Origin of the sequence: Streptosporangium sp. NPDC000095 (assembly GCF_042899335.1) — a bacterium.
Taxonomy (GTDB): Bacteria; Actinomycetota; Actinomycetes; order Streptosporangiales; family Streptosporangiaceae; genus Streptosporangium.
In genome coordinates, this window is record NZ_JBIAZS010000019.1 from 164,417 (window position 1) to 184,094 (window position 19,678).

20 protein-coding genes and 1 pseudogene are annotated in these 19,678 nt (G+C 71.7%); 10 read left to right on the forward strand and 11 right to left on the reverse strand.

Annotation, left to right across the window (positions count from 1 at the left end):
- The first annotated feature begins 31 nt into the window (after positions 1-31).
- The 5 genes from ACFY3V_RS33570 (at position 32) to ACFY3V_RS33590 (ending at position 5,993) form a co-directional block, all read left to right on the forward strand.
- On the forward strand, positions 32-1,225 hold the full coding sequence (locus tag ACFY3V_RS33570) for a CaiB/BaiF CoA transferase family protein (RefSeq protein ID WP_389779125.1): 1,194 nt from the start codon (positions 32-34) through the stop codon (positions 1,223-1,225).
- 218 nt (positions 1,226-1,443) lie between these two features.
- Positions 1,444-2,283 carry a cyclase family protein gene (locus ACFY3V_RS33575; RefSeq protein ID WP_362903735.1) on the forward strand — a complete coding sequence of 280 codons (840 nt, stop codon included), beginning with the start codon at positions 1,444-1,446 and terminating at the stop codon, positions 2,281-2,283.
- Entirely contained in the window at positions 2,276-3,703 is a 1,428-nt protein-coding gene (locus ACFY3V_RS33580; RefSeq protein ID WP_389779127.1) for an MmgE/PrpD family protein, read from the forward strand. Before ACFY3V_RS33575 ends, ACFY3V_RS33580 begins: the two co-directional genes overlap by 8 nt.
- Positions 3,700-5,166 carry a dihydroorotase family protein gene (locus ACFY3V_RS33585; protein ID WP_362903739.1) on the forward strand — a complete coding sequence of 489 codons (1,467 nt, stop codon included), beginning with the start codon at positions 3,700-3,702 and terminating at the stop codon, positions 5,164-5,166. Before ACFY3V_RS33580 ends, ACFY3V_RS33585 begins: the two co-directional genes overlap by 4 nt.
- Positions 5,163-5,993 (forward strand): HpcH/HpaI aldolase/citrate lyase family protein, encoded by an 831-nt coding sequence (locus ACFY3V_RS33590; protein WP_389779129.1) that lies wholly within the window; start codon positions 5,163-5,165, stop codon positions 5,991-5,993. The genes ACFY3V_RS33585 and ACFY3V_RS33590 overlap by 4 nt, the downstream gene beginning before the upstream one ends.
- A 12-nt stretch (positions 5,994-6,005) precedes the next feature.
- Here ACFY3V_RS33590 and ACFY3V_RS33595 read toward each other — a convergent pair whose 3' ends face one another.
- The 3 genes from ACFY3V_RS33595 to ACFY3V_RS33605 are packed head-to-tail and all read right to left on the reverse strand — an operon-like array spanning position 6,006 to position 8,050.
- Complete coding sequence (locus ACFY3V_RS33595) at positions 6,006-6,665, reverse strand: response regulator transcription factor (protein ID WP_362903743.1); 660 nt, start codon at positions 6,663-6,665, stop codon at positions 6,006-6,008.
- Positions 6,653-7,912 carry a sensor domain-containing protein gene (locus tag ACFY3V_RS33600; RefSeq protein ID WP_362903745.1) on the reverse strand — a complete coding sequence of 420 codons (1,260 nt, stop codon included), beginning with the start codon at positions 7,910-7,912 and terminating at the stop codon, positions 6,653-6,655. Before ACFY3V_RS33600 ends, ACFY3V_RS33595 begins: the two co-directional genes overlap by 13 nt.
- On the reverse strand, positions 7,913-8,050 hold the full coding sequence (locus ACFY3V_RS33605) for a hypothetical protein (RefSeq protein WP_389779132.1): 138 nt from the start codon (positions 8,048-8,050) through the stop codon (positions 7,913-7,915).
- Here ACFY3V_RS33605 and ACFY3V_RS33610 point away from each other — a divergent pair.
- Positions 8,049-8,318 (forward strand): hypothetical protein, encoded by a 270-nt coding sequence (locus ACFY3V_RS33610; protein ID WP_362903749.1) that lies wholly within the window; start codon positions 8,049-8,051, stop codon positions 8,316-8,318. The genes ACFY3V_RS33605 and ACFY3V_RS33610 overlap by 2 nt on opposite strands.
- A gap of 96 nt (positions 8,319-8,414) precedes the next feature.
- Here the strand turns inward: ACFY3V_RS33610 and ACFY3V_RS33615 are convergent, their stop codons facing one another.
- A complete protein-coding gene (locus tag ACFY3V_RS33615; protein ID WP_362903751.1) occupies positions 8,415-9,335 on the reverse strand; it encodes an AraC family transcriptional regulator in 921 nt (306 codons plus the stop codon).
- A gap of 220 nt (positions 9,336-9,555) precedes the next feature.
- On the opposite strand from ACFY3V_RS33615, the gene ACFY3V_RS33620 reads away from it, so the two are divergent.
- The gene (locus tag ACFY3V_RS33620) at positions 9,556-10,371 is read left to right on the forward strand and encodes an NAD(P)H-binding protein (RefSeq protein ID WP_389779135.1); all 816 of its coding nucleotides are present in this window, start codon (positions 9,556-9,558) and stop codon (positions 10,369-10,371) included.
- A 284-nt stretch (positions 10,372-10,655) separates the two neighbouring features.
- Here the strand turns inward: ACFY3V_RS33620 and ACFY3V_RS33625 are convergent, their stop codons facing one another.
- The 3 genes from ACFY3V_RS33625 to ACFY3V_RS33635 all read right to left on the reverse strand — a co-directional run bounded on the left by ACFY3V_RS33625 (position 10,656) and on the right by ACFY3V_RS33635 (position 14,166).
- Positions 10,656-12,167, reverse strand: a complete 1,512-nt coding sequence (locus ACFY3V_RS33625) for a ricin-type beta-trefoil lectin domain protein (RefSeq protein ID WP_389779137.1) — start codon at positions 12,165-12,167, stop codon at positions 10,656-10,658.
- Positions 12,168-12,346: 179 nt separating this feature from the next.
- Positions 12,347-13,189: a hypothetical protein gene (locus tag ACFY3V_RS33630; RefSeq protein WP_362903757.1), complete on the reverse strand. Its 843-nt coding sequence runs from the start codon at positions 13,187-13,189 to the stop codon at positions 12,347-12,349.
- Positions 13,189-14,166 (reverse strand): MerR family transcriptional regulator, encoded by a 978-nt coding sequence (locus ACFY3V_RS33635; protein WP_389779140.1) that lies wholly within the window; start codon positions 14,164-14,166, stop codon positions 13,189-13,191. The genes ACFY3V_RS33630 and ACFY3V_RS33635 overlap by 1 nt, the downstream gene beginning before the upstream one ends.
- A gap of 100 nt (positions 14,167-14,266) precedes the next feature.
- On the opposite strand from ACFY3V_RS33635, the gene ACFY3V_RS33640 reads away from it, so the two are divergent.
- From ACFY3V_RS33640 to ACFY3V_RS33650, 3 genes are read left to right on the forward strand one after another with little or no spacing between them, the layout of a single operon-like run.
- Positions 14,267-14,587, forward strand: a complete 321-nt coding sequence (locus ACFY3V_RS33640) for a metalloregulator ArsR/SmtB family transcription factor (RefSeq protein WP_350945397.1) — start codon at positions 14,267-14,269, stop codon at positions 14,585-14,587.
- A gap of 53 nt (positions 14,588-14,640) precedes the next feature.
- On the forward strand, positions 14,641-15,096 hold the full coding sequence (locus tag ACFY3V_RS33645; RefSeq protein WP_389779143.1) for an SRPBCC family protein: 456 nt from the start codon (positions 14,641-14,643) through the stop codon (positions 15,094-15,096).
- 31 nt (positions 15,097-15,127) lie between these two features.
- On the forward strand, positions 15,128-15,286 hold the full coding sequence (locus ACFY3V_RS33650; protein ID WP_362903764.1) for a hypothetical protein: 159 nt from the start codon (positions 15,128-15,130) through the stop codon (positions 15,284-15,286).
- A 41-nt stretch (positions 15,287-15,327) separates the two neighbouring features.
- Here ACFY3V_RS33650 and ACFY3V_RS33655 read toward each other — a convergent pair whose 3' ends face one another.
- The 4 genes and pseudogenes from ACFY3V_RS33655 to ACFY3V_RS33670 form a co-directional block, all read right to left on the reverse strand.
- Complete coding sequence (locus ACFY3V_RS33655) at positions 15,328-15,972, reverse strand: SRPBCC family protein (protein ID WP_362903766.1); 645 nt, start codon at positions 15,970-15,972, stop codon at positions 15,328-15,330.
- Between the two features lie 222 nt (positions 15,973-16,194).
- Positions 16,195-17,553 (reverse strand): AI-2E family transporter, encoded by a 1,359-nt coding sequence (locus tag ACFY3V_RS33660; RefSeq protein WP_389779146.1) that lies wholly within the window; start codon positions 17,551-17,553, stop codon positions 16,195-16,197.
- Positions 17,554-17,714: 161 nt separating this feature from the next.
- On the reverse strand, positions 17,715-18,929 hold the full coding sequence (locus tag ACFY3V_RS33665) for a hypothetical protein (RefSeq protein ID WP_362903770.1): 1,215 nt from the start codon (positions 18,927-18,929) through the stop codon (positions 17,715-17,717).
- A 110-nt stretch (positions 18,930-19,039) separates the two neighbouring features.
- Positions 19,040-19,678, reverse strand: a pseudogene (locus ACFY3V_RS33670) (phospholipid carrier-dependent glycosyltransferase); the annotation flags it as partial.

Here is a 19,678-nt window from a genome sequence, read left to right on the forward strand (position 1 = left end):
GGCGTTCGCTATAGCGGAACAAGGAGTGATGGTGGAAGACGGACCTCTGACAGGTCTGCGAGTAATCGACGTGTCGACCATCCTCGCCGGCCCGCTCTGCTGCCAGATTCTCGGAGACCAAGGTGCCGAGGTCGTGAAGGTCGAGCACCCGGTCGCCGGGGACGGCATGCGCGGCCACGGTCCTTCCAAGGACGGCGTCCCGCTCTGGTGGAAAGAGATCTCGCGCAACAAGCGCACGATCGGACTGAGCCTTTCCGTTCCGGAGGGCGCGCAGCTGTTCCTGGAATTGGCGAAGACGGCCGACGTCGTCGTGGAGAACTTCCGGCCGGGCACCCTCGAACGCTGGGGCGTCGGGCCTGAGACGCTCCACGAGATCAACCCCCGGCTGGTGATCGTCCGGATCACCGGCTTCGGGCAGGAGGGCCCTTACGCGGCCCGCCCCGGGTTCGGCACCCTCGCCGAGGCGATGAGCGGCTTCGCCCACCTCACCGGCGAGGCCGACGGCCCCCCGACCCTCCCGGCGTTCGGGCTCGCCGACAGCATCTGCGGCATCGCGGCCAGCTCGGCGACGATGATGGCGCTCTGGGCCCGGGAGCGGACCGGCCGGGGCGAGGTCGTCGACATCAACCTCCTCGAACCGATCATGACCGCGGTCGGCCCCCACGCCACCGTCTACGACCAGCTCGGCGTGATCGGCCGCCGCCAGGGCAACCGGTCGGGCAACAACTCCCCGCGCAACACCTACCGCTGCAAGGACGGCGGCTGGGTCGCCATCTCCACCAGCGCCCAGAGCATCGCCGAACGGGTGATGACGCTGGTCGGCCACCCCGAGGTGATCACCGAACCGTGGTTCGCCTCCGGGCGGCAGCGGGCGGCCCACGCCGACCTGCTCGACGCCCACGTCGGCGGCTGGATCGCCGAACGCACCCGCGAGGAGGTCATGGCCGAGTTCGAACGGGTCGGCGCCGCCGCCGCACCCGTGTACGACGCCCGCGACCTCGCCGAGGACCCCCACGTGACCGGCACCGGCATGCTCACCCGCGTTCCCGACGAGGACCTGGGCTCGGTGCTGATGCACAACGTGATGTGGCGGATGCCCGGCGCCCCCGGGCGGGTCCGCTTCACCGGCCGGCCCCTGGGCGCCGACACCGACGAGATCCTGCGGGAGCTCGGGGTCGACGCCGCGACGACCGCCGACCTGCGGGTACGCAAGGTGATCGCATGACAGGCGCCGGATCCACCGGTGTGAGGACCGGAAACCGCACCGCAGACGCCGGGACCACCGAGGTGAGGACCGGAGACCGCGCGACAGACACCAAAACCACCGGCGCGAGCGCCGGAAACCACACCGCAGACACCGGGACCACCCGTGTGAGGACCGGAAACCGTACGACAGACGCCGGGACCACCGGCGTGAGCACCGGAAACGGAAGGCCAGGCGACGTGAGCGGCACCGCTACCACCGACCCGCTGCTACAGGCGGTCCGCGACGGGGTCGGCATCTACGACCTGGGGCGTCCGCTGACCATCGGAATGCCGCAGTCACCGAACCACCCCCCCTTCTGGCACACGCTGCCCCGCCGCCACGGCGACATGGTCCGTGCCGACGGCGGCTCCGCCGCCAACGACATGATCAGCATGGGCACCCACGTCGGCACCCACATCGACGCCTTCGCCCACGTCTCCCACGACGGCCGCCTCATCGACGGCTCCGACGCCCTCGAGGCGAGCCGCGGCGGCCGGTTCGCCGAGCTCGGGGCGCACACGATCGCCCCGATGGTGCGGCGCGGCGTGCTGCTGGACGTGCCCGCCGCCCTCGGCGTCCCGGAGGGCTGCGAGGCCGGTTTCGAGATCACCCCCGACGACCTGGAGAAGACGGTCGCGAGACAGGGCACCCCCCTGGCCCCCGGAGACGTGGTGCTGGTGCGCAGCGGCTGGGGCCGCCTCTTCGGAGACCCCGACCGGAACGTCTACATCGGCCGCGACTCGGGCGTGCCGGGTGTCGGCGAGGCGGGCGCGACCTGGCTCGCCGACCAGGGCGTCCACGCGGCGGGCGCCGACACGATCGCCTTCGAATGCCTCAAACCCGGCAGCGGCCACAGCGTGCTGCCCGCCCACCGGGTGCTCCTGGTCGAGCGCGGCGTCTACATCATCGAGACGCTCGACCTGGAGGAACTCGCCGCCGCGGGGGTGCACGAGTTCACGTTCGTGCTCGCCCCGCTGCCCATCTTCGGCGCCACCGGCTCACCGGTCCGTCCGCTGGCGGTGGTGGGCCGTGGGTGAGCCGATCCTCGCGGCCGAACTCGCCAGGTTCGCCGCCGCCACCCTGGGCGACCGGCCACCCGCCGACGTGATCGCCAGCGTACGGCAGCGGGTGCTCGACGTGCTCGGGCTGTGCGTGGCCGCCTACCGGCTGCCGACCAGCGTGGCCGCCTCCGGCTACGCCGCCGACCAGGGCGGGCGGCCCGAGGCGTACGCCGTCGGGGTCGCCCAGGCCCTGCCCGCCGCGCAGGCCGCGTTCGCGAACGGCGTGCTGGCGCACTCGCTCGACTACGACGACACCCACCTGCCGTCGGTGCTGCACCCGAGCGCCGGGGTGATCCCGGCCGCGCTCGCCGCCGCGCAGGCCTCGGGGGCCTCGGGCGCCGACACGGTCGCGGCGATCGCGGCCGGACTGGAGATCACCGTCCGGCTCGGCATGGCCGGCTACGACACCACGCTCGGCAACTCGGTCTTCTTCGAACACGGCCAGCACGCCACCTCCATCTGCGGCACGATGGGCGGCGCCGCCGCGGCGGCCCTGCTCATGGGCCTGGGCGAGGACGGCGTACGCGACGCGCTGGGCGTCGCCGCCTCGTTCGCCTCGGGCATCATCGAGGCCAACCGCACCGGCGGCACCGTGAAGCGGCTGCACTGCGGGTGGGCCGCCCACTCGGCCGTCACCGCCGCGTCGCTGGTCGGGCGGGGTTTCACCGGTCCGCCGACCGTGCTGGAGGGCCGGTTCGGCTTCTTCGAGGCGTTCATCCGCGACGACAAGACCGACCTGTCGCAGGTGCTCGACGGACTCGGTGACCGCTGGGCGGTGCCGGGCGTCTTCTTCAAGCCCTACCCGGCCAACCACTTCACCCACACCGCCATCGACGCCGGGCTCGCGCTGCGGGCGCGGGGCCTGCCGCTCGACCGGATCGAGCACATCGAGCTCCGGGTGCCCTACGCGGTGATCCGCACGATCGGCCAACCGATCAGCGGCAAGCGCGCCCCCGAGACCGGTTACCAGGCCCAGTTCAGCGGCCCCTACGCGGTGGTCGCCGGGCTCGTCGGCGGCTCCGGCCTCGGCGTGGGACTGGACGACTTCACCGACGACCTCGCCAGGGACCCGTGGCGACGGGCCCTGATGGCGAAGGTCGACGTCGTCGCCGACGAGCGGTGCGACGAGATCTACCCCCACCAGTTCCCGGCCGTGGTCCGGGTGCGCACCGACGACGGCCAGGAGTGGACCGAGGAGGTGCTCGCCAACCGGGGCGGTCCGGCCAGGCCGCTCTCGGACGCCGAGCTGTCGCGCAAGTTCCGGGAGAACGTCTCGGGCCGCCTGCCGGACGAGGCCGCGGAGACCGTCCGCGACCAGGTGCTCGCACTCGACCGGCTGCCCGGCGTCGCCGACGTGCTGCGCCCGCTCACCCACCTCGAAGGAGTCTCCCTGTGACCTCGTTTGACCTGATCATCAAGAACGTCCGGGTCGTCCACCACGACCACGCCGAGCCGGCGGACGCCGACATCGCGGTGCTCGACGGGCGGATCGCCCGCGTCGCGCCCGGCATCGACCCGGCCGAGGGCCGCGAGGTGGTCGACGGCGGCGGACGGCTCGCCTTCCCCGGCGTCGTGGACGCCCACCAGCACTGGGGCATCTACAACCCGCTCTCGGTGGACACCGAGACCGAGAGCCGCGCCTGCGCGCAGGGCGGCGTGACCTCCGCCCTGACGTACATGCGCACCGGGCAGTACTACCTCAACAAGGGCGGCGAGTACGCCGAGGTCTTCCCCGAGGTGCTCGCCGCCTCCGACGGCAGGGCCTTCGTCGACTACGCGTTCCACCTGGCCCCGATGATGCGCCGCCACATCGAGGAGATCCCGTCGCTGGTCCGCGACCACGGCGTCACCTCGTTCAAGGTGTTCATGTTCTACGGCAGCCACGGCCTGCACGGCCGCTCGGCCGACCAGAACTCCTTCCTGATGATCCCGGAGGGCGAGCGCTACGACGTCGCCCACTTCGAGTTCGTCATGCGCGGCATCCAGGCCGCCCGCCAGAGGTTCCCCGACCTCGCCGAGGAGATCTCGCTCTCGCTGCACTGCGAGACGGCCGAGATCATGACGGCGTACACGAAGATGGTCGAGGAGGAGGGCACCCTCACCGGTCTCGCCGCCTACAGCGCCTCCCGCCCGCCGCACTCCGAGGGCCTCGCCGTCAGCATCGCCTCCTACCTCGCGCACGAGACCGGCCTGCCGACGATCAACCTGCTGCACCTGTCGTCGGCGAAGGCGATGGACGCCGCCCTGCGCATGGCCGACGCGTTCCCGCACATCGACTTCCGCCGCGAGGTCACCATCGGCCACCTGCTGGCCGACATCACCACCGCGAGCGGAATCGGCGGCAAGGTCAACCCGCCGCTGCGTCCCCGCGAGGACGTCGAGGCCCTGTGGGGCCACGTGCTCGACGGCAAGGTCGACTGGGTCGTGAGCGACCACGCCTGCTGCCGCGACGAGCAGAAGTTCGGCGACCCCCGCGAGGACGTCTTCGTCGCCAAGTCGGGCTTCGGCGGCGCCGAGTACCTGCTGCCCGGCCTGGTCACCGAGGGCTCCAGGCGCGGTCTCGGCTACGGCGAGATCGCCCGCCTGCTGTCCTGGAACCCCGCCAGGCGGTTCGGCCTGCGTACCAAGGGCGCCGTCGCCGAGGGCCTGGACGCCGACTTCTGCCTGGTCGACCCCGACTCGACCTGGACGGTGCGCGCGGCCGACTCCGAGTCGACGCAGGAGTACACCCCGTTCGAAGGCTTCGAGCTCACCGCCCGGGTCACCGACACGTTCCTGCGCGGCCACCGGGTGCTCGCCGACGGCAAGGTCACCGGCAGCCCGCAGGGCCGCTACCTGGCCAGGCCGACCGGCGCATGACCCCGCGTAGTTACCTCTACGTCCCCGCGGACCAGGAGGACAGGCTCGCCAAGGCCGCGGGCAGGGGGGCCGACGCGCTCATCCTCGACCTGGAGGACGCGGTCGCGCCCGGAGCGAAGGCCGCCGCCAGGAAGAACGCCGCCGCCGCGATCCCGCGACTGCCCGGCGAGGTCTGGGTACGCGTCAACGCCGACACCCCGAAGGCGGACATCGCGGCGGTGGCCGTACCGGGGCTGAAGGGGATCGTGGTCCCGAAGGCCGAACCGGCGCTGCTGGAGCTCGCCGACGCCCTGCTCACCGAGGCCGAGACGGCTCGCGACCTCGCGCCGGGCACGTTCGCCCTGCTCGCGCTGATCGAGTCGGCCTCCGGCGTCGTTCAGGCCGAACGCGTCGCGGCGTCGCCCCGGGTGGTACGGCTCGGCGTGGGGGAGGCCGACCTCGCCGGTGAGCTGGGGCTGCGCCCGGGTCCCGGGCGCGAGGAACTCTGGCCGATCCGGTCGCGGATCGTCGTCGCGTCGGCGGCGGCCGGGATCCTGCCGCCGGTCGGCCCGGTCGAGACCGCCGTCCGCGACACGGAGGCGCTGGTGGCGGGCACCCGGACCCTGCTGCGGCAGGGGTTCCGTGCCCGCACCGCGCTGTCGCCCCGCCAGCTCCCGCCGATCAACGAGGTCTTCACCCCGTCGCCCGAGGAGCTGGAGGAGGCCCGCGACCTGGTCCGCCGCCTGGCCGAGACGGGCGGCGTCGCGCTCGACGCCAGGGGCCGGTTCATCGACGCGGCGGTCGCCAGGAGCGCCCACGAGGTGATCGGACGCGCGGAAGGGGCCTGAACGGCCGGTGGGTCAGGCTCGGCGCTGGGCGTCCTCGAGATAGCGCAGGACGGCGGTGACGCGCCGGTCCGCCCGGTCCGCGGGCGCCAGGTCGAGCTTCGCGAAGATGCTGCGGATGTGCTTGTGGACGGCGCCGTCGGTGACGAAGAGCCTCTCGGCGATGGCCGTGTTGCCCAGTCCTTCGGCCATCAGGGCGAGGACGTCGCGTTCGCGGGGACTGAGGCGCTCCAGCCGGTCGTCGGACCGGGTGCGGGCGAAGAGCTGCGCGACGACCTCGGGGTCGATCGCCGTGCCTCCCTCCGCCACCCGGTGCAGCGCGTTCAGGAACTCGTCGACGCGTCCGACCCGCTCCTTGAGGAGGTATCCGAGGTGGGCGCTGCCCTGGGCGAGCAGCTCGGTGGCGAAGGCCTGTTCGACGTACGCGGACAGCACGAGCACGGCCAGGCCGGGTCTGCGGCGCCTCGCCTCGACGGCCGCGACGATCCCCTCGTCGGTGTGGGTCGGCGGCATCCGGACGTCGACGATGGCGACGTCCGGCTCGTGGGCGTCGACGGCGGCGAGGAACCCGTCGGGGTCGGCGGCGGTGGCCACGACGTCGAGCGACTCCGCGCGCAGCAGCAGCGCGAGTCCTTCGCGCAGGAGCGGGTCGTCCTCGGCGATCACGATCCGCATGGCAGGCTCACCTCAAGGACGGTGGGCCCGCCGGGAGGACTGGTCAGCATGAGCGTCCCATCATGTGCTTCGGTACGGCGGCGGATGCCGACGAGCCCGGACCCGCCGTGCTCGTCGGCTCCCCCGCGGCCGTCGTCGGTGATCTGAAGGTGTAGCCGGTCGTCGCGGCGGCGGACCCTGACGGTGGCGTGCCCGGCATGGCTGTGCTTGGCGATGTTGGTGAGCGCCTCGGCCACCACGAAGTAGGCGGTGGCCTCGACGGAGGCGGCGCAGCGGCTGGGAAGGTCGGCGTCGAGTCGGCAGGGCACCGGGCAGGTGGTGACCAGCCCGGTCAGCGCGTCGACGAGGCTCCGGTCGGTCAGCACCGGAGGCAGGATGCCGCGGGCGACCGCGCGAAGCTCGGCGAGCGCCTGCTCGGCGGCGTCCTGGGCACGGTCGAGGATGGCCTCGGCGCCGGACGGGTCGCGCGCCAGCGCACGACGGGCCGCGCCGAGCAGGACGGTGACGGCGACGATCCGGTTCTGGGTCCCGTCGTGCAGCGACCGTTCGATCCGCCGCAGTTCGGCGGCGTGCGCGTCCAGCGCCGCCGCGCGGGTCGCGGTGAGCTGTGCGACCCGCAGCACGAGGTCGGCGCCCGGCCCGGCCGACAGGAGCCGCCGGCCGGGCCACGCCTGCAGCCGAGCCATCCCCGGTATGAGGAGCACGGCGAGGACGATCCATCCCAGGCCGAGCAGGCTCACCCCGAGGGCACCGGGCAGGTCCCGCACGGTCCAGAGCCCCATGGCCGAGGTGGCCGCCTCCTCCGGAGGCAGCAGCCGCCACCACAGCGGGAAGGTGGTGTTGGTCACCGCGCTGAAGAAGATCGTGAGACCGGCCAGGCCGAGGAACAGCCCGAGGGTCGAGTGGACGACCACCCAGCCCAGCTCCCGGCGGGTGGCCGGATCGGCGAGGGCGGCACGCAGGCCGGACGGCACCGGTCCCGGGCCGATGATCTCCGGACCCCAGCGGGAGAGCCTCGCGCGCTCCCGGTCGGCGACGGCCCGCAGCCCGCGCAGCGCGGTGGGTGCAAGGAACACGCCCACGCCGACGAGGCAGGCGAGCGCGGTGGCGGCGAGCAGCAGGAGAGCGACGAGGGCGAGGACCGTGGTGCCCAGCCCGCCGACGAGGTGTTCGAACGCGTCCAGGACGACGCGGGCACGGGCGAACACCGCCGACTTGCGGCCGGCCGGGGACTCGTGGATCGGCATTCACACCTCCTCGGCCAGACGATAGGGCACCGTTCCGGACGCCGTCAGGTCGCGGGCCGAGAAGTACAGCCTGCTGTACCTCGCCTGTCTCGTCGGCGGGATCGCCGGGAGCGGCGGCGGTTCGTAGCGTCGGAGCATGACGAACGGTTCGACCGAGGAGCACGCCGTGACCGACCCTTCCCACCGCGTTTCCGACACCTTCGAGACGCCGCCTTCGACGCGGCCCGCCGACGCCCGGGGTGGCGTGGTGAGGCCCGTGCTGTGGGCTCTGCTGATAATCGGCGTGGTCTGCAACATCGTGACCTCCGCCTCCGACCTCAACGTTTTCATCGGAATCGGGTTCGGGACGATCGTCCTGGCGTGTGCCGCCGCGCTGGTCACCCACCACTACCGGCACCGGCGCTGACGGGCGCCGGGGACGAGGAGGCGAACACCGCGCCGTTCGCCTCCGGCCCGGACGGCAGGCCGTCTCCGGGACGCCGCCCCGGTCGCAGTCTCCGTCTCAGGGGGAACCGGGCAGCCCGGCGCTCGCCGCCTCTCCGGCCCGGACGGTGACGCCGTCGCGGTAGACGCTCGGGCTCACGCCCAGGACGCGCTTGAACGCCGAGCTGAAGCCGAACGCGTCGGAGTAGCCCACCCTGCGCGCCACCGTGGCGACCGTCGCGGCGGGTTCGGCCAGCATGTCGGCGGCGAGCGCCATCCGCCACTCCGTCAGGTACGTCATCGGCGGCTCGCCCACGAGTTCGGTGAACCGCCTGGCCAGGGTGGTGCGCGACACGCTCGCGGCGGTGGCGAGGGAGGCGAGCGTCCACGGCCTGGACGGGGCCTCATGGATGGCGCGCAGGGCCGGGCCGACCACGTCGTCGTTCAGCGCGGTGTACCAGCCGGGACTCACCGCCTCCGGCCGGTCGAACCAGTCGCGCAGCGTGCACACCAGCAGCCAGTCGAGCAGCCGGTCCAGCACGATCTGGTGTCCCGGGCGACCGGAGAGGAGTTGCGCCTCCAGGTAGGCGCCCATGCTGCTGCAGTCATGATCGTCCGGTACGACGAGCACGGGAGGCAGCACCCGGACCAGGCGGCGGGCCACCTCGCCGTTCACCCGGTACGACCCCGCCAGCAGGATGGTCTGCCCGTTCGGGTCTCCGACGACGGGCCTTTCAGGGGAGACCTCCCGGGCAGGGCGCGGCGCGCCGGTGTCCGCGACGACGAAGGGCTCCGGCCCGCGCACGATCGCCGCCTCGCCAAGTCGCACCTGCCGGGCGTCGTCTCCCCGGACGATCCACCCTTCGCCGCGCAGGGGGACGAGGAGTGTCAGAGAGGGACCGTCGGCGAACCTGAGCGCCCACGGCGGCGACAGCACCGACGCGCCGAAGACGGCCCCCTCGCCGCGAACCCCCCGCAACAGGTCGTCGTACGGGTCCATGGCGCCCACGATAACCGGACGATCGCACGGGTGCGGCGCACGCCCGGTGGCCACGACGGGACGATCGGATCAGGGCGGCCTGCGTCCGGGGTGCCGCGACGACGGGACGATCGAACGGGTGTGGTCTGCGTCCGGGGTGCCGCGAAGACGGGACGATCGGACAGGTGCGGCGTACGTCCGGCCATGTGCGGGCGGCTCCCCGCGCGGTTGGCTCTATGGCATGAGAGAGATCCTGATTCTGGGCGCGACCGGCAAGACCGGCCGCCGGGTGGTGCGGCGACTGCGCGCGGAGGGGGAGCGGGTGCGGTCCGCCTCCCGTTCCAGCGAGGTTCGCTTCGACTGGTACGAGCCCGCCACCTGGGAGAACGCGCTGCACGGCGCCGAGGCGGTATATCTGGTGGCGCCCGACGACCCCACCCCGATCCGCGACTTCGTCGAGAGCGCCACGGACGTCAAGCGTTTCGTGGTGCTGTCCGGCCGGGGCATGGACCTGGTCGGCGAGGACTTCGGCCAGGGCATGGCCGCAGCGGAGCGGGCCGTCCGCGACTCGGGGGCGGAGTGGACGATCCTGCGGGCGAACAACTTCAACCAGAACTTCGACGAGGACCTGTGGCACGCGCCGCTGCGGGCGGGGAGGCTGGCGTTGCCGATCGGTGAGGTGCCCGAGCCGTTCATCGACGCCGACGACGTCGCCGCGGTCGCCGTGGCCGCGCTGACGGGGGACGGGCACGCGGGGCTGACGTACGACCTGTCGGGTCCGCGCGGGGTGACCTTCGGCGCGGCCGTCGAGATCATCGCACGGGCCGCGGGCCGGTCCATCGAGTACGTCGAGCTGACCCCGGAGGCATACCGGGCCGAACTGCTCGCGGAGGGATATCCGGAGGTCGCGGCCGACGCGCTGAACACCCTGTTCGCCCTGCACCGCGCCGGTCACACGGCCGAGCCCGTCGACGGGGTCGAGCGGGTGCTCGGCCGTCCTCCGGTCGCGTTCGAGGACTACGCGGCCCGGGTCGCCGCCACCGGCGCCTGGTCGTGACCTCCCGGCAGGATCGTGGTCTCGGGTGGCCGGTGTGGTGGGGACGCGCACCGGATGTCCCCACCGCGCACCGCCGGACACGCGGTGGGGACTTTCGTCGCGCGTCCGGCGGTGGGTGAAACGGCGCGTTGCCGGGGCGTTGCCGGGGCGTTGCCGGGGCGGTGAGAACGCTTACCGCCCCGGCGGTGCCCCACTGAGAACCGGTGAGAACGCTTACCGCCCCGGCGGTGCCCCACTGAGAACCGGTGAGAACGCTTACCGCCCCGGCGGTGTCCCGCGGGTGGTCAGCCTCGCCGCCACTTCTGGTTGGCGCCGCCGTTGCACTCCCACTGCTGCAGCGGGGTGCCGCTGCCGCCGAAGCCGGTGACGTCCACGCACTTGTTGGCCTGCGGGTTGACCAGGTCACCCGCGCCGCTGAGGACGAACTGCTGCGCCGGGTTTCCGCTGCAGGTGGCGAGCTGGATGGCGGCGCCGTTGGCGGTGGAGCCCCAGGCCACGTCCATGCAGAGGCCGAAGGCGCGGACGGTGCCGTCGCCGGGGAACGTCCAGTTCTGCGCGGCGGTGCCGTTGCAGTCCCACAGCTGCAGGCGCTGCCCGTCGGCGGCGTTGCTGCCGGGCACGTCGATGCACTTGTCCTGCCAGCCGATGAGCCGTCCGCCGCCCCCGCCGGTGGTGGTCAGGGTGAGGCCGTACGCGCCGAGGATCTCGTTGACCGGCTGGTAGAAGGTGGTGCCGCCGGTCGAGCAGTTGCCGGAGCCGCCGGAGGTGACGCCCTGGGCCTGGTCGCCGGTGATCCAGGCGCCGCCCGAGTCGCCGCCCTCGGCGCAGGCGCTGGTCCGGGTGAGCCCGTGGACCAGGGATCCGGAGTAGTTCACGGTCACGTTCTTGGCCTGGATGGTGCCGCAGCGCCAGCCGGTGGTGCGCCCGGACCGGCAGATGGAGGAGCCCACCACGGCTTCCCGGGAGCCCGCCACGGCGACGTTGCCGCCGCCGTAGTTGTTGACCCACGGGCGGGGTGTCCAGTTTCCGTTGGTACGGACCCAGGCGTAGTCGTTGTCGGGGAACGACGAGCCGGCGAAGGTGCCCTGGCTCACGTTGTTGTAGCCGAGGGTGGGGCTGCCGGTGCGGCCGCAGTGCCCGGCGGTGACGAAGCCGCCGTTGTTGACCGCGAAGCCCACCGAGCAGAGTGTGTTGCCGTTGATGACGTACTGGTCGCCGCCGCGGATGTCGTACAGGGGTTTGGGCGCCTCGTCGACGGAGATCCGCACCGTGGCGGCGTCGACGGCGCCCGCCCTGACGAAACGTTCGGCGGCGGCGCGGTCGGCCGCCGACACCGCCACGGTGTTCGCGGCGACGTCCACGTACCAGCTGTGGATGTCCTTGCCCGCGGAGTCCGCGACTCGGTCGAGCGCGGCCTTCGTGGTGGCCAGTTGCCGCTCGCTGCGTGGCACGGACACCGGCAGCGCGCCCGCCGCGCGGACGAGGTCGGCGTCCTCGCGGTTCAGGACGCCGACGCTCAGCCGCCCTTCGCCGGGGGTGAACCACGCGCCGGCGAACCGGTCGGCGAGACGGGTGCGAAGCTGCCGCTCCACCACGGCCGCCCCGGCCTCGTGGGCCTGGCGGACGCGGGCCTGCGTGGGGGTGAGGCCGAGGTCTCGCCGCAGTGCCTGTTCGACCGTGGCCGCCTTGGACGGGTCGGGAGCGGGGTCGGGTATCGCGGCGGCCTGCGCGGTCGGGGACGGGACGACGAGCGCGGCGGCGAGTACCGCCACGCTGGTCAGCACGGTGAATCTCACGACTGGTCCTTGAGGGGTGGGGGGAGGGGGACGAGGCGTGAGAGCGCTCTCTCGAAAGAAACTTTACATTTAAGGCAAGGTAAGTCAATACAAGATCTGACGTGATCTGACTGAACCTGGCAGGAAAACTCGGCGTCTCGGTACGGCCCGGCGCCGGATACGGACGGGGCGCGTGGGGATCAGGGAACGCTGTGGTGCGGAGAGGGTCGCAGGGCGTCCAGCAGCGCCTCGGGGGTGTCGGTGAAGAAGCGGATCGTGGTGGCCTCGGCGCGACCGCCGAGGGGACGGACCACGGTGACCGGCTCGGTCAGCTCGACGACCACGTTGGTCTGGGAGGACACCACCACGCTGAGCCGCCGGTCCGCCACGGTGATCATGCCGCTCTCGTTGTAGTTGCGCGACAGCCGCACCGAGGAGATCAGCTGACGGGGGACGCGGAGGTCGAAGTACATGCCGTATCGGACGCGCAGTTCCTCGGTGGTCACCACGTGGGGCCGGGTGACGCAGGCCGCGATGATCATCAGCACGTAGACGACCCCGTAGACGTCGGCCACCAGCACCGCGAGGCGCACCCCGTACGGCACGCCCAGCGCCCGCAGCAGCAGTTCGATCCCCACCGTCTCCACGACCAGTACCGACAGCAGCACCAACTGGACCGACGTCTGCTCCCGGGTGTACGGCGCGGCGGTGGCGCCGGGCGGCACGCCGTCGCGGCGGCGCGTGATCCACAGGAAGGCACTCACCATCCCCTTCAGTTCGAAGCCCACGAGCCTGCGCACCGGCAAGGGAACCAGGAGGTGGAAGGTCGTCCGGAGCGCCGCCCGCCGGTCGGCGCCGCCCCGGCGTTCGGCCCTGAACAGCCGGTACGCGGTCACCGCCTCCAGGACGAGCATCGACGCGACGATCAGCTCCGCCACCACGATCACCGGCCCTGGCAGCGGCACCCCCGCCACGAGCAGGATCACGAACAGCATCTCCGTGGGGATGACGGTGAACAGCGCGGCGCGGGCGATCCCGAGCATCAGGTTCTCTCCTTGAGAGTCGTCATGACCAGCTGGAGCACCTCGACCTGGGCGGGAGACAGCTCGGCGCACATCGTCTCCAGCCACCGCCCGCCGTCCACGCGTTTCGCGGGACCTGAGCCGGAGCCGAGGCCGGGGGCAGGGGCGGGACCGGGGGCGGAGCCGGGACCGAGGGGGGAGCCGGGACCGCCGCCGGGTGAGGAGCCAAGGCCGGATCCGGAGGCGGGACGGGAGCCGGGAGCGGAGTCGGAGCCGGCACCGGGGCCGGGACGGGGATTCGGACCGGGGGCGGGGCCGGAGCCGGGTGGATGCGAGCGCTCGGGGTCCGGGGCCAGCTCCGCGATCATCACCGCGGCCATCTCGCCGGGGATGTGCGCGACGAGATCGGTGGCGAGTGCGGCGACGCGGGGATCGCCGGGCTCCGCGTCCGCGAGCTCGTCCAGCCGCCGGTAGAGGTCGTGTGCCCGCGCGAGCGCCTCGGGCTCGGTGAGAGGGCGCAACAGGTCGAGCACCCGTGCCCGGTCCGGCTCCTCGGCCACGGTGTCCATCAGCGCGAGCAGCTCACGGTCGATCTCGGCGGACCTCGACCCCGGGGCGGACAGGTCGCGCAGCACCGCGGCCATGCCGGGGGAGACCATCGTGTCGGGATGCGGGTCCGCCTCGGCGAGCAGGGCGGCGAGCCTTTCCCGCCTGGCACCGATCGCCTCCTGCTGCCTGGCCAGGTCCGAGTCCAGTTCCAGGAGCACCTCGCGCAGTTCCCTGCCCCGGTCGTCGGCGAGGATGTCGCGGATCTCGTCCAGCGACAGGCCGAGTTCGGCGAGCCGTCGCACCCGGGCGAGGACGACCGCGTCACGCAGCCCGTACTCCCGATAGCCGTTGTTCAGGCGCAGGGGCTCGGGGAGAAGACCCAGGTGGTGGTAGTGGCGCACGGTCCGGGTGGACACCCCGACCAGCGCGGCGAGCTCGCCGATCCGCATGCCCTCATTAGAAACGTTGACGCTACGACAAGGTCAAACCCACGCTCAATACTTAAGTATCTGCTTGACTATTTCCCTTTCGGATCCAATACTTAAGCACATGCTTAACCAAGACGGTTCGCTGGATCGGGTGTTCCAGGCGCTCGCGGACGCGACACGGCGCGAGATGGTCGAGCGGCTGGTCCGCGGGCCCTCGTCGGTGAGTGAGCTGGCCCGGCCTCTGGAGATGTCGCTGCCGGCGGTGATGCAGCACCTGCAGGTGCTTGAGGCGTGCGGCCTGGTCCGGACCGAGAAGATCGGCAGGGTCCGCACCTGTCACATCGAGCCGGACGTGCTGCGAACGGCCGAGAGCTGGTTCGCCGGGCAGCGCACCACCTGGGAGCACCGGCTCGACCGGCTCGGCGATCTGCTGAACGAGTGAGCCGGGATGTCGAAACCCAGAACAACCGGAACGACCGGAACAAGGAGAAGATCATGACCGAAGGTTCTGTCACGCATGCCACGTTCACCCTGGAGCGGGTGTACGACGTTGCCCCCTCCCGGGTGTTCGCCGCCTGGGCCGACCCCGTGGCGAAGGCCCGCTGGTTCGCCGCCCCCGACGGGAAGCACGACCTCGACTTCCGGGTCGGCGGCAAGGAGGTCAACCGAGGCGGACCGGAGCACGGTCCGGGAATGACGTTCGAGTCCTCGTACCAGGACATCGTCCCGGACGAGCGGATCGTCTACACCTCCACCCTCTCCGTCGGGGATGATCTGGCCACGGTCTCGTTCACCACGGTGGAGTTCGTCCCCGAAGGCGCGGGCACCCGGCTGGTCCTCACCGAGCACGACGCCTTCCTCGACGGCCACGAGAAGCCGGAATGGAGGGAACGCGGCACCGGCGAATGGCTCGACGCGCTGGAGGGGGAACTGCGGCGGCAGGGCTCGTGACCACGGGCACGGCCGGTGACACGGGCGGCCGGTGTTCGGCGCGGCCTCGGCGGTCGCGCGCGACGCCCTCACCGCCGGGCTCGACGTCACCGCCGCCGTCACCGGAGTGCCGGTGACGGGCATCGCCGTACTCACCGTCACCGCGCTGCGGCACATACCTGCCGCGGGCCGCGCCGCCGACGAGGAGTGAGGCCTGCGACGGCTCACCCTCGTCGGCGGCGGACGCCGTCTCTAGAGCTCGCCGCTCTCGATCGCCTGCTTCATCGCCGCCTGGGTCGCCTCGTGGGAGGCGACGCCGTTCTGGAGTACGAAGTCGATCAGCGTGCTGTCCGCGTCGAAGGTGAGGTACTCGGTGACCTTGGTCTTCCCTCCGGAGAGCTGCTTGAAGACGATCTTCTGGTGCGTGACGACATTGGGCATCGTCCAGCTGTCGGTCTCGTAGGAGAGGGTGGCGTAGTCGATGCGCTGCTGCGCGTGCGTGTTGATGACGACGGTCGAACCCTCGTACGGGATCTCCTCGACCGCGGTGAAGTCGATGTGGCGCTTGCCGCCCTGCCAGCGGTCCTTGTGGGTGACGACCCGCTTCAGGAACGAGTGCATGCCGAGGTGGTTGTTGATGTTCGAGTACGCGGGCAACACCCGAGCGACGGGGGCGTCGATCGTGATGGAGATGCTGTCCTGCGCCCGGCTCCGTCCCGATTCCGGGAGGGGCGGCGTGTTCTTGTAGAACTCGTAGGTGTCCCACGCGCTCTGCCACTCCGCGGCGAGCTGGGGGTCGCTCTCCGGAGTGCTCGCGTGGGCGGGGGCCGAGAGGGTGGTAAGGACGAGGGCCGTGGCGAGCAGCTGGGCCGCGAGGAGTCGAAGACGCTTCTTCACGTATACCCCAAAGGGGAGACAGTAGGTGCAAGTGATCTTTTATCGCATGTTGTTGTGATCTAGGTACTTTTGCGACGAAGAAGCGGAAAAAACTTTTTGTGATGTTGTGTGCGGATGAGGGGCAGGCGTACCTCGATGGTGAGGGCTCGTGACCTCCCGATCCGCGTGCGGGAGAGGCCGACGTGGCTCCTTCGCGCCGATCAGCTGCCGATCGGGTTCCGGTCAGGTGCGTTCCTGCCGGGGCAGGACCACCTCCCGCAGGATGAGCAGGACGGCTGCGGCTATCGGGATGCCGAGCAGCGCGCCCACCACGCCGAGCAGCGCGCCCCCCAGCAGGGCGCCGACGATCGTGGCGAGCGGCGGTACGTCGACCGAGCTCTTCATCACGGCCGGGGCGATCCAGTAGTTCTCGATCTGCTGGTAGATCGTGAAGAAGACGATGCAGACGATCCCGACGGTCGGAGAGACGAAGAATCCCACCAGGGAGGCGATCCCCGCGCCGATGAAGGCGCCGACCAGCGGGATGAGGTCGGTGATCGCGACGATCAGCGAGAGCGCGAGGGCGTACGGGACCTGCATGATGCTCAGGAAGATGAAGGTCGTCACACCGGCGATGAGCGAGATGATCAGGTTCCCGGCGACGTATCCGCCGATGCTGTCGATGATCTGGTCACCGAGCAGGGTCGTGCGGACCCTGCGGCTCCGGGGGACGAGGCGGTAGGCCAGCTTCTTGAGCGACTTCAACGAGCCCAGGAGATAGAGCGTCAGCACCAGCACCGTGAGCGAGTTGAAGACCGCCCCGATGAGGACCGACCCGATGCCGAGCACACCGCCGAACATCTGGGTGCCGAAGTCGCCGCTCGTCACGTACGTCTGAAGCTTCTCCAGCAGCTGGAAGCGCTGGTCCAGATCGCGGATGACCGGGTTGTTCTGCAGCTCCTGGACGTACTGCGGGAGCTGCTCGACGAACTGGGTGGACTGCGTGGTCAGCGGGGGTACCACGGCCAGGCCGAAGACGACGAAGACGAGGATGACGCCCAGGAAGACGAGGGTGATGGCCCACACCCGGGGGACGTTGCGCCGCTGGAGGACCTCGACGGCCGGGTTCAGGCCGATGGCGAGGAAGAGCGAGACGACGATGAGGACCAGCACCGAGCTCGCGGTCGCGATGGCCTGCACCAGCCACCAGGCGGTGAGCACCCCCAGGGCGGCGGTGAAGCCGAACACGAACGGGTTGTTGCTCATCGAGCGCCCGGGACGGCCGAACGGGAGGTTCGGGGTGATCCCCGATGACGGCGCGGCGTCGGGGGACGCGGCCGCGCCGGGGGGCACGGTGACCGCGCTCGCGGGACCGCCGGGAACAGGACCGCCGGGAGCGGGACCGCCGGCCTCCGCGGGCGGGGCGGCGGGCAGGACCAGAGGGCCCGCGGAGGTCAGGATCGGCTCGGACGAGACGGATTCGCCGGCTCCGGCCGATGACGCCGGGACGCCTCCCGCGCCCGTCTCCGTCGACGGAACGCGGGGGGCGGGCGGGGATGTTTCCGGCGCTGTGGCGCGGTCAGCGGAGGTGGGCTCGGACACGCGCTGCCACTGCCCGTTTCCAGGAAGGTTAGTCGGTCCGCGACCGCCATATTTTCCCTGGTCGTCGTACGGTTTCGAGCACGAAGGGACACCTGGGGCCGCGGGGGCCACAGCGGCCTCTGAGGGGTGCTGAGGGGCACGGGGAGACGCTGAGGGCGTCGTCAGGTCATGTTGACGTACTGGCGGGGGCGCAGGGCGTGGCCGCGGAGGGCGGCGAGAGCGGCGGAGCGGCCGGCAGGGGTGAGACGGCCGTCGACGCGCAGGCCGAAGGCGTCCAGGCGCCTGCCCAGCTCGGCGAGCGAGGCGTCGACCTCCAGGGCCTGCCGCTCCGTGCAGTCGATCACGGCGGTGACGTGGTCACGGTCGGCGGGGGCGCCGTCGGCGAGCAGCATCAGCGCCACCTCCCTGGCCGAGGCACGGAAGCCGTTCTCCCCCGGCGCGGGGGCGAGCAGGGCGGCGGCCGCGGCCTCCCAGAGCAGGTCGGTGTCGCCGAGCAGGCGCTCGCCCGTCGAGGTGGTCACCAGGCGCCTTCCGGTCTGGCGTAGCGCGCCCATCTGGTCCTGGGCCACCTCGCGGACGGCCGCGAGTTCCGCGCCGCTCCAGGTGCTCTCCGCGAGCACGGAACGGGCGAGGTTGTGCCGCTGGGTCAGCGGGATGCCTTCCGGGCGGAGCCCCACGGTCAGCAGCCAGCGCAGCGCCCCCAGATGGGCCTCGTCCGGTGCGGGGATGGGCGCGTGTAAGCGCACCTCGAAGGGCTGGGCGAGCTCGCGCCAGGCGGTGCCCCGGCCGAGGACCCAGCGGTTGAGCCGCTCGCCCTGGACCCGGTGCAGCCAGTTGTCGCCGCCCAGCTCGGGGCGGGGCGTGGTGAGCCAGCGGCTGGTGAGCCTCCGCCGCTCGGCCGGACGGGGGACGAGCTCACCGGAGACGATCGCCAGCTCCAGTGCGGCCGAGCAGGCGCCGTGCGCGCCCAGCTCCTCCGGCCCCATGATCGAGCTCCACCGCAGCTCGGGCACGTCGGGCGGGAGCACACCCGTCGCGTCCAGGGCCGACTGGTACGCGGCCATCCCCGCGTCCTCACCCAGACGGGCGTAGGTGCGCAGGATCTGGGTGGTCGTGGACGACGAGCAGAGGGCGGCGTAGCGCTCAAGGCCACCCAGCCGCAGCAGCAGGCCCAGCGCGCGGGCGATCGCGGGGCGGTCGCCGGTGACCTTCGAGGGCAGGGTGTACCAGAGAAACTCGCACACGTTGAGCTCGCTGATCGTCTCCAGCGGCTCGCCGCCGGTCAGCCAGTCGATCGCGCTGCGGGCGTGCTCGGCGGCGGCGGGCTCGGAACGCTCCAGCTCCGACAGGAGGGCGGCCACGTCCGGTGCAGGCATGCTTCGCAGTCTGCCGTATGCGGGCCTGCTCTGACGATGAACGTGACGTAATGGATCCTGCACGGTGCCTACCCTAGGAAATGTCTTCTAAGTGGCTCATACGCGGACGCTCAGATCCAGCCCTTCTTGAAAAGCATCCGTGAACTCCACTCGGCGTACGGGATGATCTCGGCGGTGAGCACCGGGTAGAGCCACCAGAAGTTGACGAGCGCCAGCAGAGTGAAGGCGCCCACGACCGCGGCGCCGACGGTCCGGCGTCCCTGCGGGGCGCTCGCCGGGCCGAGGATCAGCCCGGCCACGAGCACGATCGCCAGGATCATGAAGGGGACCATGGGGATCGCGTAGAACAGGAACATGGTCCGGTTGTCGGCGATGGCGTAGTAGAACCAGGGGAGCCAGCCGGCGGCGTAGCCGACGAGCACGGCTCCGGCCCGCCAGTCGCGGGTGGCGACGTACCAGGCGATCATCGCGATGAGGGCCGCGAGCCCTCCGTACCAGATGACCGGCGTGCCCACCCCGAGCACCGCCTGCGAGCAGGTGTGGGTGCCACAGCCGCCCTGGGGACTCTCATAGAAGAACGCCACGGGGCGTAGCAGCAGCGGCCAGCTCCAGGGGTCGGACTGGTAGTTGTGCGGGGTCGCCAGGCCGGTGTGGAAGCCGAGCACCTGGAAGTGGTAGCTCAGCCAGGAGCGCAGCGAGTCGAAGACGAAGAAGGCCGGCCCGTGCGAGGTCGCCTGGACCCAGTTGCG